We start from the raw sequence: 13483 nt of genomic DNA on the forward strand, positions 1-13483 counted from the left end.
CAAGACGGTGTTCGGTGCCTCATCCGGAACACTTCTAGTGGCGGAAGTGGCGCATCCCGGTGAAGACCATGGCGAGGTTTTTCTCGTCGGCAGCGGCAATCACTTCCTCGTCGCGGATCGAACCGCCGGGCTGGATGATCGCCGTCGCCCCCGCCTCGGCAGCGGCCAGAAGACCGTCGGCGAAGGGGAAGAACGCGTCCGATGCCACCGCGCTGCCCACGGTGCGGGACTGGCCCCAGCCATAGGTTTCCGCGGCTTCTGCGGCCTTCATTGCCGCAATCCGGCTGGAATCGCGGCGGTTCATCTGGCCTGCGCCGATGCCCGCCGTCGCGCCGTCCTTGGCATAGACGATGGCATTGGATTTGACGTGCCGGGCCACGGTCCAGGCGAAGAGGCAGTCTTTCAGCTCCTGCTCGGTCGGCCGACGCTTGGTGACAACCTTCAGATCTTTCTCGGAAATTGCCCCGTTATCCCGCGTCTGCACCAGCAATCCGCCGGTAATGACGACCTGGGAAAAGCCGGGCCGGCGCGGGTCGGGCAGGCCGTCGGTCAGCAGCAGGCGGAGGTTCTTTTTCTTCGCGAAAGCGGCGCGCGCGGCATCGTCGGCCCCGGGGGCGACGACCACTTCGGTGAAGATCTCGCAGATCGCCTCCGCCGTCGGGCCGTCGAGCGGCACATTGGTCGCCACGATGCCGCCAAAGGCGCTGACACTGTCGCATTCCAGCGCGGCTTTCCAGGCGTCGAGAAGGCTGTCAGCCTGGGCCACGCCGCAAGGGTTGGCGTGCTTGACGATGACGACCGCAGGCTGCCCGCCCGCGAATTCGGCCACCAGTTCAAGTGCGGCGTTGGCGTCGTTATAATTGTTGTAACTCAGTTCCTTACCCTGCACCTGCTCGGCCTGCGGGAGCCCCGGCGAAGGAACGCGCTGCGGGACGTAGAGCGCGGCCTGCTGATGCGGATTTTCGCCATACCGCAAGGTCGATACGAGCGTGGATGCCATCGCGCGTTTCTGCGGGAAAGTCTCGCCCTGGTCGGCATAGGCGAACCACTGGCTGATCGCGGCGTCATAGGCGGCAGTGGCGGCAAAAGCCTTGGCCGCCATGCGCTTGCGGAAATCGAGCGATGTCGCGCCATTCGCTTCCAGTTCGCCCAGCAGGGTCTCGTAATCGGCAGGATCGGTGACGATGGTCACATAATCGTGGTTCTTGGCCGCGCTGCGCACCATGGAAGGCCCGCCGATGTCGATGTTCTCGATGACTTCGTCTCGGCCCGCGCCCTTGGCCACGGTCTCCTCGAAAGGATAGAGATTGACCACCACCAGATCGATGGCGCCGATGCCGTGCTGCTCCATCGCAGCGGCGTGATCGGGATTATCGCGCACCGCCAGAAGGCCGCCATGCACCATCGGGTGCAGCGTCTTCACGCGGCCATCCATCATTTCGGGAAAGCCTGTGAGATCAGAGACATCTTTCACATTGAGGCCCGCATCGCGCAGCGTCTTCGCCGTGCCGCCGGTGGAAACCAGTTCCACGCCCTTGGCCGCCAGTGCCTTGCCCAGCTCCGCCAGTCCGCTCTTGTCGGAAACCGAGAGAAGCGCCCGCTTGATGCTCACATCGCTCACGTAAAAATCATCCCATTTTCTTGAGCAGCCAGGGAAACCGTTCCCCGCCGCGCGCGGCCATGCCTTCGACCACGATTTGCTGCACACCGTGCGGACGGCCATGGCCATCGACCCACAGACTGTCCTCCAGTATGCAGTGCGCCTCGCCGCTAACGCCTGCTAGGCGGAATTGCCAGTAACTTGCATCGGGCAAAGCAAGATGGGCGCCCATGCCGTCATCGGTCAGCCGCGCCTCGATCCCGCGGCCGAGATGGAAGCGGATCGCAAAGCCGACCTTGCCGCGCTGCCCCTTCTTGCCCGACGGTTCGAGGACGTCCTCACCGCGCAGTTCGCCGCCGTCGTCAGACAAGAGCAGAATCCGGCGGTGCTGCAGGCCGTAGCGCGCGACATAGCCATTATGCGCCGCTTCCAGCTTCGTCGCCCGGCGGCCGCCCTGCTGGACGATCTGGCGGTCGAAATCGACTTCCTCGACCCCCTTGCCGATCTGTCCGTTGAGAAGAACGGCGGTCGAATTGGCATCGTCCAGCACCAGCGTGGAATGCGCCGAACTCCCCCGCAGGCCCTGCTCGATCCGCGCGGGGACAAGCGCACCGGCCAGCTCCGATCCGCCGCAATTGACGATGAGGCGCTGGTTCCTGTGCGAAAACTCGAACGCCAGCGTCGAGGCACTGCCTTGGCGCGCGTGGCGCGGTTTGGGCGGCGGCGCGGCGTCCATCACGAGGACCCCATCGCGCGCCTTGATGCGCTGATAGCCCCACTGGCGCGATTCCAGCATCGGGCGGGCGCGTACCCTGCTGGCGGTTACCAGGGCATCGACTGCGGCTTCGTCGGTGGCCGCGCTGCCCTGCCAGCTACCCAGCCCCTTGTCGCCCATCCGCAGGGATAGCAGCGCGGGGATGAGCAGGCTGAGCAAGGCCTCGATCGCCGCGGGCGGATCGCATTTGACGGCGGCATAGCAGGCGCGCAGATCGATGAGCAGCGCGATCGCCTGCATCTGCGCCGAAGGGCTGCGCGACACCACTCCGCCATCGTCGCCCACCAGCTCCCCGAGCGCTTTCAGCAGACCAGCTTCCCCATGCAGGCGGCGCGGACGGCCATCGGGCATGAGCAGTCCGGCCGCCACGATTGCGGTCCAGCCAGTGACCTGTGCAAGATGGTCTTCGTTCTTCGTGACATTGCGGTCGAGCCAGCGTGCCGTGGTTTCGATCGCGTCCAGAAGGGGATCCTTGAGGCTTTCCCCTTCGCCCGAAAGTAGCACCGGCGTATGCACCAGCCAGTTGAGCAGGCGCAATCCGGCCAGTTCGACGTCCCACGCCGCGCCCTTGCCGGGGGCCGGATTCCGCTTGATCCAGGCGCGAAAGATGCGGCCCGAAGTATCGGCGCATTGGCCGCGCGGCGCAGAGGACGACAGATCGCGCATCCAGGTGAAACCGTGCACGGCCCGCGCGAAAGGCGGCGTAAGCTTGGAGGGCGAGGCGAAGTCGAGCTTGCCGATCGGCGCCTTCAGCCCGCCCACCTGAAAATGGCCCGCGCGAAGGGCAACACCGGCGGACCGATCGCCCGGCAGCGGGGTCTCCACCATCGCCAGAAAGCGTTTGCGCGCCGGTTTGCGCAGCGGCGCCGCGAGGACGGAACCCGGCACGCCGAATTTATAGGCCCAGCGAATGGCCGCATCGAGCGGGCTGGAACTGGGCAGCGCGAAATCGGCAGGGACCAGCGCACGCAAGGGTTCAAGCGGTTCGGGATCGATCTCGACCTGCGTCCGTGAGGCAGGCGGCGGCGTAGCCCGCTTGGCGGGGCGCTCCGGCTGCGACCGATCAGTGATCGGCGCTGGCGTTTCCGCTTGTGGCTCGCCCTTTCGCTCGACCGGGCGGGAAGGCCCGGATTTGCTTTCGACCAGCGGTTCGGGATCGTCGAACAGCGGCAGGGCCGCCTGCGTGCCGCCGGGCATATCTGCCTTGGCGGCGCTCAACAGGTCGGAATGGCCATCGCTCATTCGAGCCCCTTCAGCGCGGCGATGTTGGCAGCATAGTGATCAGGACCGCCGCGGAAGGTCGCGGAGCCCGCGACCAGCACATCGGCCCCGGCATCGATACACAGCGGCGCGGTTTTGGCGTCAACGCCGCCATCGACCTGCAAGCGGATATCCTTGCCGGTTTTCTCGATCATCTTGCGGATCGCTTCGATCTTGCGCAGCTGCGAATGGATGAAGCTCTGGCCGCCAAAACCGGGATTGACGCTCATCACGAGGACGAGATCGACTTCCTCGATCAGATAATCGAGCATCTTGGCCGGCGTGCCAGGATTGAGCACCACGCCCGCCTTCTTGCCGAGCGCCTTGATCGCCTGCAGCGTGCGATGGATATGCGGGCCCGCTTCCGGATGGACGGTGATGATGTCTGCACCGGCGTCCGCGAAGGCTTCGAGATAGGGATCGACCGGCGCGATCATCAGATGAACGTCGAACGGCTTCTGCGTGTGCGGGCGAAGCGCCTTCACCACTGCGGGGCCGATCGTGATGTTGGGCACGTAATGGCCGTCCATCACATCGATATGGATCCAGTCCGCCCCGGCCTGATCCACCGCGCGCACCTCTTCACCCAGCCGGGAAAAATCCGCCGAGAGGATCGAAGGGGAGATCAAGGGGGCGGTCATGCGCGTCAATCCAATGGCGTGTAAGGGTGAGCCGTCGTATAGAGAGATTACAGTTGCGCACCACGGGTCCACAAGCTTGTCCGCAGGATTATCCACGGGCCGTGCAAGGCTTGCGGCGCTCGCCGGAATGGGAATTGAACGGCAAATTCAGCCGTAATTCAGAGCCAGATGCTATATCGCCCCCCATATCCTGCGGGTAAGCCCGCTAGAACGATTACGGGGCTATTAGCCATGACAAGGACCTTATCCCTCTTCACCGGGGCCGCGGCGCTTGCGCTGACGGGCCTGTCCTTCGCGGCTCCCGCGCAGGCGCAGTACCGCGAAAAGATCACTCACGATGCTTTAAAATGCGCTCCCGGCAAGGGGCCTGCAGTGATGGTGTCCATCAATGGTGTCAAGGAATCGAAAGGCACCATCCGCATCCAGTCCTATCGCGCCACGAAGCAGGATTGGCTGGAGTCCGGGCGGTGGATCAATCGCATGGAAGCGCCCGCAAAGGCCGGAACGATGCGGTTCTGCGTGCCGCTGCCCAAACCCGGCCATTATGGCATTGCAGTGCGCCACGACGTCAATGGCAACGGTAAGACCGACATTTTCAGCGACGGCGGCGCCATGTCGAACAATCCGAGCATCAACATCTTCAACCTCGGCAAGCCGAGCTACAAGAATGTCGGCTTCGATGTCGGCAACGGCGTCGAGAACATCTCGATCACCATGCGTTACCGCTGAGCGCGTCGCGCCCTCCACAGCTCCCATGCCGCCCCTGGCATGGCGAGCAGGGGGTGCCGTTCGCGAAAGGGGGTCACCTCGAGCGCGATGCCGGTGTGACGCTCCAGCTTCCATGCGCCATAGCGCGCGGCCCCTTCGAAAGTGGTGGTTGCCTTGGCGAGACGCAGGATATTAAGCGGCTTCCCAAGTCGTTCGCGCCGCTTCCACCGGGCGCGCAGGTCGGTTTCTGTCTGTGCAGGAAGGTCCGGCTCCAGTTGCCCATTGGTCCGGCCGAACGGGATACCCGCCGCCTCCCAAGCCAATGGCAGAAGCCCGTCGAAATGTGACGCGTTCACCGTCAGGATCGAATCCTCGCGCCCCGGTTTCTCGACCCGAAATTCCGCGCGATAGGTTGCCTGGAACAGCGCGCGCCAGAAATCTTCCGCCTTTCCCGCCTCGGGACCGAGCACAGCTGCAAAACGGCTCGCAGTGCAGGCCGCCTGCATGATCGCCTCGGTGACTTTTTCGGCAGCATCGCCATCACGCGACCAGGCCAGCGCGCTCGGTTGGACGAAGCGGGTCCAGATCGTAGTATCCCTGCTTTGCCCAGCGGCGGCTTCGGAGAATTTCGCCAGGCTCATCGTGGCGATCTTCGCGCGGAGCGTTTCTCCTTCCGACGGCCATTCACGGTAGCTGACGCGCGGCCAGACACGCTCGCGCTGGGGGCCGGGGAGCAGGACGTAAAAATCCAGCACGCCTTCAAGCGAGCCGGTACGCAGATTGGAGCCGTAGAACAGCACCGACAGCGCGCCAGCCTCTTCCCCGAGGCGCTGGGCATAGGCCTGCACTTCGGGCCGAAGCGGCAGGGATAGCGTCTCGCCCACCCGCGTGCGCAGGGTTTGCGTCACTCGGCGACGAAGGTCAGTTCGGGCCCCTGTTCGATCCGGTAGCTACCCGGAGCGAAATGCTCCCCGTCCAGCACGAAGGGGGTATCGAGCATCATGGTGAAACCCTCGGCCGCGACATGGTGCAGGCCCTGCGTCTTCAGCCAGCGGGGATGCCAGCCAGCGAGAATTGCCGGAACCGAAAAAAGCACGCGGCGCCGCGGATGATCGAGCACGACCAGGCGAATGCCGTTCTGACCTTTCCCGAACAGCTTGATATCGAGCGGCATCGTCTGGAGTGTCGATGCGAGCATGAGGTGCCGCCGCCGAGCATCGCCGAAATCCGATCGCTCGATCTGGCGACCGGATGGCAGGTAGGCGAGCTTGAGGCGCGTTCCTCGCCGCCATTGGTTGCCGTCGCTCCCGAACAAGGCCTGCAATACGCCCCAAGCGCTGGTCATTCCAACCGCAAGCGAATTGAAGAAGCCGATCTTGTGAGCGTCCTGACCGGCGTCGACACCCAAAGAAAAGGCGCCCGCTCCCATGATGAAGCCGAGCACTGGAGGGTCCTTGCTGTCGATCGGCTTGAGCGCTAGCGGCCTGCGCCTGACCGTACGCCCATTGGTGTAGGCGGCAATGGCCTGCGATAAGGTCCAGTCCTCAGGCGAACCCAAATCCACATTGAGGGCATTGGTCTTGCCCTTCGGCAGAACCGCGATCTTGGGCCAGTTGTTGCCGAAAACGCTTTGCCCCATGGTCAGGACATCGCGAACTGTCCCATCTCCCCCGCTGATGACCAGCAGATCGATGCCGCGCTCGGCAAAGCGGGCCAGTTCGTGGACGATATCGTGACGCGTATCGGGGCATGCGACCGTCACGTTGCTGCGCCCTTCGCATTCGCGCGTTTCCGCGAGGTTCTGGTGGCTGCGACGATTGAGGATCACACCCACGCGCACGGCCTGGCCGCTACGGCTCGCCGGCTGCAAGCGCAGCGGCGCGCGTGCGCTGTTACCTGCGCTGCGGGCAAAGTCCTCGAACTGGTAGATCGTACGTTCCATAGTCTTGGCGCCAATGCCCGATAGAGATCGGCGAACCTAGTAGTTTCCCGAATGAGTCACACTTTGTCATGACTATGTAACCTTTTGGCCAGCGATTTCCAGCTTTGGCTGGAAAGCTGCCCTTCGCTTGCGGCCGAGAGGCAGGGAAGACTTTCCACTGCCTCTCGGCTGCAGGATCAGAAGTCGGCCGAAATGCTGGCCTTGAAAGTGCGCGGCGTCCCCTGCAGCAAGGCCGAGGAGAAAGCATCGAAGGCACTGGCCCAATAGCGTTCGTTGGCGACGTTATCGACCGAGAGCCGGACTGTGACCGGCGTCTCGCCGGCAGCAAATACGTAACGGGCACCAAGATCTAAACGGGTCCAGGTGTCGAGTTCCAGAGTGTTCGCCGCATCGACCCACTGGGGGCCGGTATGGATAACCCGCGCCGTCAATGTGGCGCCCGGAAGAAACGCAGGGTCCCATTCGACATCCGCATTGGCAGTGTATTCGGGAACGCCGGTTACCTTCGTGCCATCGTCATATTCCGCGTCGGTCAGGGCGGCACCGCCGATCAGACGCAGGCCCGCCGCCACTTCGCCGCTGGCGGTGAATTCCAGGCCTTCATTGCGCTGCTCCCCGCGGTAACCAAAGGTGCCGTCTTCCAGCAGCCCCTCGCCCGGCCGTTTTATCCGATAGGCACCAAGCGTGAGGAACATGCCGCCCAGACCCAGTTTTCCGCCCACTTCATACTGGACCGACTTGCGCGGCGCGAGTGCCTGACCCGCGTTAGGCAGGGGATTGGCTGTGTCGAATGGGACGATGGGCCCTGCCTGAAGCGCCTCGATCCTGTTTGCGTAAAGGGACAGCTGTTCGGCAGGCTTGACGACGAGTCCGGCCACCGGAGTTACGGCGTCACGATCGTAGAAATCCGCGGGAGTGCCATCATAGTTGATGTTGCGCTGGCGGATGTTCTGGAGGCGCAGCCCGCCTGTCACCAGAATGCGGTCATTCCACAGACCCACCGTATCCGACGCAAAGGCGCTGAACAGCGTGGTCCGCGCGGTAGGATTAGGATTGTCGAGATCGCCGCCGATGAAGCCGGTGGAGTCAGGTCGCGCGACCTGCGGGGTGTCGTAAAGGTTGGTGCTGTAGCCCGGAAGGAAATCATAGGCCGTGCGGAAGACCTGCCAGTTGGCGTTGCCGCCGAAATTGAACTCATGCGTGATTGCCTGGCCGAGCTTCACACGCAGACCCGCTTCCACCGCTTCGTTATTGGTGGTGGCAGGGACGAACAGGGCCGATCCTGTCGCCGCCCCCGTCACCGCGTCATCGACGGTGATCCCGCCATATATCCCCTCTTCCGATCCATCGCGCGCGCCCGCCTTCGCGTAAATAGTGGCATTATCTGCCACGGCATATTCGAGATCGATGGTGCCGAAGACATCGCGCAGTTCACTGTAAGTGAAGTTCTGCGCGTAATTGGCGTCCGCTTCGGGAACCGCCGGAATGGCGCCCGCTGCGATTGTCACCTTGGGGCGCAGGCCGTCCACGCGGACCTCTTGGAAGGCAAGGTCGAGCGCTGCCTTGAACGGTCCCGAAGAGTAATCGATCGCCGCGCCGACGACGCCCGTGCGCCGGTCTTCGCGGTCGATTGATGTTTCGCCGTCACTGTACGCGCCGTTGAGGCGGACACCCCATTCGCGGTTCTCGCCGAAGCGCCGCGAAACGTCGACCGCGCCGCCGAAGCGGGCGTTTTCTTGCGCCGATCCAGTAACGCGGACGAAATCTCGGGACCCTGCCCGCTTAAGCTGCAGGTTGACGTTACCGCCGAGCCCGGTTCCGCCAGGCGCCGCCCCGTTGAGGAATGCGCTGGCACCGTTGAGAACCTGCACGCTGCCAAAGAGCTGGGGAGCTACCAATTGGCGCGGGCCGATGCCATAAAGGCCGTTCACGCCCACGTCGTCGCCGAACAGCGTGAACCCGCGAACGACGAACTGTTCTGCTGCATTGCCGAAGCCGTAGGTCGTGCGGATGGTGGCGTCGTTTTCGAGCACCTCGCCCAGCGTAAGCGGCTGCTGGTTGAGGATCAGGCTCTCGTTATAGGTGCGGATTGTGAAGGGCAGGTCTTCAGCCGCCTTGTCTCCAAGAACCCCCGCGCTCCCACCATTGGTGACTTCCGATTGGTTCGCGCGCTGAGCCGTGACCACGATGGTGTCCTGGTCCTCCTGCGCATGGGCAACGGCAGGGAGCGACAAGGCAAGGGCAAGCGTGGAAATGCACGTCGAACGATTCATGTGGAGGTCTTTCATGATCAGTTTGGGGATCGTTTCGGAGACCGGCGCAAAAGGCCGAAAAAGAGGGTCATCGGAGCAAGGCCAACGAGGGCCCACGCCAGCGCATCTCGCGCGCCTTCGCCAGTCAGGCCAAGGATAAGGCCCGCAAGGAGCGCCATGCCGATCAGCAGCGGAATTGCGAAAATTGCCGAGGGTTTACGCCGCGCGCTTTTCATGCGGTCTGCCCCGGAGTGCTGCCGGAATAGATTTCCTCCACCCGGCGTTCGATGTTGCCCGGGGTGCGCCGAAGCCAGAGAAGAATTCCGGTCCATAGAACCCAGATTGTGGCCAGGGTCAGCAAGGCCCAGATCAGCTTAAGCGGCAGCCCGCCATAGTCCCCGAAATGCAGCGGCTTGGACATCATCAGCGCCTGATTGAGCGCTGGCATGTCACGGGCGTCGGTAACTTGTGCCGTGGCCGCGTCGACAAGCGCCGGGGTCAGCAGATGCTCGGTGAGGCCGCGGTCACCCTGGAAGAAGATCGCATAATGGTGACCGGACGACCAGTCGCCGCCGGGAAAGCCGATGAACTGCGGGCTGCGGCCGGGGAGAGCCCGGTTAGCGGCGGCCATCGCCGCGTCCAGTGATCCATAATCCTGCGGAGCCAGCGAAGGTGTACCCGAGTATGACGTAGTCATCCGCGCAACCTCACCGGCGCGCCAGCTGTCGGTCAGTGGGTCGGCAAAGGCATTGATGGCACCCGTCAGCCCGATGACGAGCATCCACGCCAGCGCCACGATACCGACGAAATTGTGCTGATCGAGCTGGCGCAAGCGGTCGCTTTTATTCTTGCGAATGGTGCCGAATGCGATCTTGCGCATGAAAGGGGCGTAAAGAACGGTACCCGAGACCAGCGCGACGACGAACAGCAATCCCATCGCACCCAGAACCAGCATGCCTGGCAGGCCAAGAAACATGTCCGTATGCAGCTGGAGGATGAAGTCCATCACCGGATTGACCGGTGCTGGGCCTAGCGACGCGCCAGTCGTCCTGTCGAAGAAGAAAAGCTCCATCTGATCGGCGGGCGCATCGGGGCGCGGCCCGGTTGTCACGGTCAGCAAAGGACTGTCCTGACTGAATGCCATGAACAGCGGCACTGACCCAGGATCACCCGCGAGAGCCTTGTCAAGCATGACATCGAGCGGCAGACCGGCTTCGGCCGAGGGAGGACCACTCAGCGCTGCTTCCGCGTCTCCAGCCATGGCCGCGTCGATTTCGTCATGGAAAATGAGCGGCAGACCAGTGAGGCAAAGCATTAGCAGGAAAACGGTCGGAATGAGGCTGCTCCACTTGTGGATCAGGTACCAGATTCGGATCGCTCGGCGAGACATGCGCGCCCGCTACAGATGCCAATCCTGCGGGTCAATGCTAATCATTCGCAATAGCACACGGGCTTCTCACAATATGCAGTCAGGTGGCCTGCTCGCATTCGCGCACTTCGATATCGAGCGACTGGATCGACCCTTCGGCGCCGACCTCCACCCGTTCGGCATCGGAGATGCAAATGCCGAGCTTGCCAGCCTGTTCTGGGTCGACCGCCAGTTGGTAAGACCCCGGCAGCACCTGCTCGAAGAAGAAGTAGCCACCCCGCTCGGATCGCGCTGTCCCGCGGATCTTGCCGTCCGTATCGACCAGCTGCAGACGAAGACCGGAAACGCCGCGCCCTTGCTTTGCACCCTTGAACGATACCGTTCCCTCGATCTCGCTCTGTGCGACGATGGGAAAGTCCATGACGTGGAAACGGCCTGCACGCGGAACGAATTCCACCCCTCGCTCTACCGGAACCATGAGGATATCGGGCAGCGTGGTCGGATCCACCTGCAGGGTCGCGCGGTTGCCATGGCCCAGATGGGTAAGGCGCGCCGTTCCATCCGCCCTTGTCGTTCCAACATTGTTGTGGACGGTAAAATCCACATTCTCGAGCACGGCATCCCCTTCGCCGAAGATGCCGTCGCCGTTCATGTCCTGAAAGGCACGAAGGCTGACGCCGCCGGACGAGGCCTGTCCGGGACGCGCAAGGAAAAACTCACGCGTCAACGGATCGCGGCCGAAGCTGAATCCCAGCCTGATCGCGGCCGAGTAATTCTTGAGCTCGAATGCATAGTTGCCGTCGAAGGCGAGCGAAAACCGCTCGAATTCGCGAATGGCCGAAGCTCCCAGGCCCAGGCCCCCGCCATTGAAAGCGTAGGACGCGCGGGCGTTCACCACCGTGCGATCATCGAGCTGACGGTCGATCTCGCCCGATACATTGGCGAGCTCGACTTCGGGCATAATCCTGTATCCGACCGAAGCGCGTGCCTGCGTGCGCGAGCGCCTGAAGGTGGCCAGATCGAAATTGCCGCCGAGCTGCGTAAAGCCGGTGCCATCCCGATTGGTGGCGCGCTGATATTCGAGGTTGCCGGACAGGACCAGGCCGGCCATGCGGGCCGATCCGCGCACCAGCGCACGCATGTCCGACCGCCCGTCGAAATATGCAATATTGCGCAGCCGCGCGGCCACAGGGATGGCATTCACCCCTCCGCCGACCTTCAGCGTAGTGTTGATATCCAATTCCGTGGCCCGGCTCAGCGGATCGCGGTTGTTGCTGCGCAATTCATCGACGAAGCCGCCGCCATATTCGAAATGGGACAGAGCGAACGCGCCTCCCAGCAAACGGCCACCGGTGCCAATTCCCATGGCGAAGCGGCCGCCGCTGGCCAAGGCCGCATCCGCACGAAGCGCCAAGCCACCAAAGCCGGTGCGGACCCCGGCTGTCCCGACCAGGCCGCCATCCTCATCCTGATCGATCATCGCCACGCTCGCCAGCGCAGTGATGTTCTCGCTCAATCCGTATGAGACGCGCCCCGCGGCCTGCCAGCCGCCATAGCCTTCGCTCGGATTGAACTCGGGGCCGTTCACTCCAAGCAGGTTCACGCCGCGCTGAATGGCCCCGACATCATATTCGAGCTTTCCTTTCGACAGCCGGCCGTCTCCCACGCTGACGCGCTTGACCTCTTCGCGGCGCTGCCCTTGTGGCCCGTAAAAGATGAACCGGAAGACATTAAGGCCGTAGTCGAGGGGAATTTCCAGGAATTCATACTGGCCATTGCTGGCCTTGGCGACAGAGCCCACGAGGATGTCATTGCGGTAAAGTTCGACCTCGTAACCGCTGGGCAAGATACCGCGCAAATCGATCTGTTCGAAGACCGACACGCTCTCGAACGGCCGGTTGGTAACGAACCCGCCCCTGCCCGAGCGTCCCCGCAAACCTACAGGCATCGACGTGGTAGCAACGTCGCCGAACTGGAATTCGCTTGCAGAAAGGGGACCCAGCAGATCGCCATCGACATCGCGGCGGCCGGCCTGGACGAGCGAGGCAACCAGTCCGTCCTGACTGGTCGCGGAGAAATAGGTCTGGGCGGTTAGATAGGCGACATCGCCCGACAGGCGCAGATCGCCTTCGATGCGCGCGCCTTTCGCGGAATCGGAAACCGGCCTTAGTTCCACATCGCCCATCGGGACCGAGATCGGCAGCCAAGGCGTTTCCTGCCTTGTCCAAGGTTCCGCCTCGCCCGAGGTGCGCCGCGTTCCCAATTTGGCGCGTTCGGTTTCGCGGAGCAGGCGTTCCTCGAAGGGAAAGGGTTCCTGCGTAGTCACAAGAATGGACTGGCTTCGAAGGTTGGGTTCGAGCGCGACAGGAAGGATCTCGGGAAAGATTTCGCTCCGCAGATACATCTCCCCTTCGAAGGCCATCGCGTCATCCGGCTTGAGCGGCCGGATTCCATCTGGCGTCACGATCCTGCGCTGGCGCAAATCCACTGTTAGCTTGCGGGCTTCCGCCAAGAACCACCCGCTCGCATAATGGCCGTCGTCGCTGATCCGGATGGCGAGGTCCAAAATGCGTGTGAGTTCGCCAAGTGGAAGATACAAAGCCTCACGCGATCCGTAGGCGATGAGTGTATCGGACGAATCGAACCCCTTTATCCGCAATTGCAGGATCAGTTCGTCATCCACGGTGAAGAGGGGCAGATCCCCCTTGTCGACCGGGAAAATCTGACGGCCAGGCGTCAGATCGAAGGGTTGCTGCGATTGGGAATTGGATGCCGCCATCTTCACCCCGGGAGGCAGCGGCGAAACGCCAGCGGATGCTGGCGTGGCCGATACCGGAGTCGGCTTGCCAGCTTCGGCCAGGATGGCGTCGTCCGAGGAAATATCTTCTTTTGTGGGCACGTTCGCGAGCGATGGTGCCCCGGCAAGCCAGGTCAAC

9 protein-coding genes are annotated in these 13483 nt (G+C 63.0%); 1 reads left to right on the plus strand and 8 read right to left on the minus strand.

The genetic code is table 11. The annotated features are described in order from the left end of the window. Positions 1-34: 34 nt before the first annotated feature. Genes purH through rpe form a run of 3 tightly spaced genes read right to left on the minus strand, consistent with a single transcriptional unit; the run spans position 35 to position 4276 of the window. On the minus strand, positions 35-1621 hold the full coding sequence (gene purH, locus ACI2I1_RS11600) for a bifunctional phosphoribosylaminoimidazolecarboxamide formyltransferase/IMP cyclohydrolase (protein ID WP_404679258.1): 1587 nt from the start codon (positions 1619-1621) through the stop codon (positions 35-37). A 7-nt stretch (positions 1622-1628) separates the two neighbouring features. Next, positions 1629-3617 carry a heparinase II/III family protein gene (locus ACI2I1_RS11605; RefSeq protein ID WP_404679259.1) on the minus strand — a complete coding sequence of 663 codons (1989 nt, stop codon included), beginning with the start codon at positions 3615-3617 and terminating at the stop codon, positions 1629-1631. After that, complete coding sequence (rpe, locus tag ACI2I1_RS11610; protein ID WP_404679260.1) at positions 3614-4276, minus strand: ribulose-phosphate 3-epimerase; 663 nt, start codon at positions 4274-4276, stop codon at positions 3614-3616. The genes ACI2I1_RS11605 and rpe overlap by 4 nt, the downstream gene beginning before the upstream one ends. Positions 4277-4507: 231 nt before the next feature. Here rpe and ACI2I1_RS11615 point away from each other — a divergent pair, with 231 nt between their 5' ends. Continuing rightward, positions 4508-5005: a DUF2141 domain-containing protein gene (locus tag ACI2I1_RS11615; protein WP_404679261.1), complete on the plus strand. Its 498-nt coding sequence runs from the start codon at positions 4508-4510 to the stop codon at positions 5003-5005. Here the strand turns inward: ACI2I1_RS11615 and ACI2I1_RS11620 are convergent. The 5 genes from ACI2I1_RS11620 to ACI2I1_RS11640 form a co-directional block, all read right to left on the minus strand. After that, positions 4996-5892, minus strand: coding sequence for a hypothetical protein (locus ACI2I1_RS11620; RefSeq protein WP_404679262.1), 897 nt, complete (start codon positions 5890-5892; stop codon positions 4996-4998). The two genes, ACI2I1_RS11615 and ACI2I1_RS11620, sit on opposite strands and share 10 nt — an antisense overlap. Next, complete coding sequence (locus ACI2I1_RS11625; protein ID WP_404679263.1) at positions 5889-6926, minus strand: diacylglycerol/lipid kinase family protein; 1038 nt, start codon at positions 6924-6926, stop codon at positions 5889-5891. The genes ACI2I1_RS11620 and ACI2I1_RS11625 overlap by 4 nt, the downstream gene beginning before the upstream one ends. A gap of 176 nt (positions 6927-7102) precedes the next feature. After that, positions 7103-9214, minus strand: a complete 2112-nt coding sequence (locus ACI2I1_RS11630) for a TonB-dependent receptor (RefSeq protein ID WP_404679264.1) — start codon at positions 9212-9214, stop codon at positions 7103-7105. 196 nt (positions 9215-9410) lie between these two features. Next, positions 9411-10568, minus strand: coding sequence for a PepSY-associated TM helix domain-containing protein (locus tag ACI2I1_RS11635; protein WP_404679265.1), 1158 nt, complete (start codon positions 10566-10568; stop codon positions 9411-9413). A 79-nt stretch (positions 10569-10647) separates the two neighbouring features. Then, positions 10648-13446 (minus strand): hypothetical protein, encoded by a 2799-nt coding sequence (locus ACI2I1_RS11640; RefSeq protein WP_404679266.1) that lies wholly within the window; start codon positions 13444-13446, stop codon positions 10648-10650. Positions 13447-13483: the final 37 nt, after the last annotated feature.

Source organism: Qipengyuania sp. NPDC077563 (assembly GCF_044901345.1).
GTDB lineage: Bacteria > Pseudomonadota > Alphaproteobacteria > Sphingomonadales > Sphingomonadaceae > Qipengyuania > Qipengyuania aestuarii.

Coding starts and splice junctions, on each gene's coding strand:
- rpe (WP_404679260.1), bottom strand. CDS start 4,276: ATGACCGCCCCCTTGATCTCCCCTTCGATCCTCTCGGCGGATTTTTCC.
- ACI2I1_RS11615 (WP_404679261.1), top strand. CDS start 4,508: ATGACAAGGACCTTATCCCTCTTCACCGGGGCCGCGGCGCTTGCGCTG.
- ACI2I1_RS11605 (WP_404679259.1), bottom strand. CDS start 3,617: ATGAGCGATGGCCATTCCGACCTGTTGAGCGCCGCCAAGGCAGATATG.
- ACI2I1_RS11635 (WP_404679265.1), bottom strand. CDS start 10,568: ATGTCTCGCCGAGCGATCCGAATCTGGTACCTGATCCACAAGTGGAGC.
- ACI2I1_RS11630 (WP_404679264.1), bottom strand. CDS start 9,214: ATGAAAGACCTCCACATGAATCGTTCGACGTGCATTTCCACGCTTGCC.
- ACI2I1_RS11625 (WP_404679263.1), bottom strand. CDS start 6,926: ATGGAACGTACGATCTACCAGTTCGAGGACTTTGCCCGCAGCGCAGGT.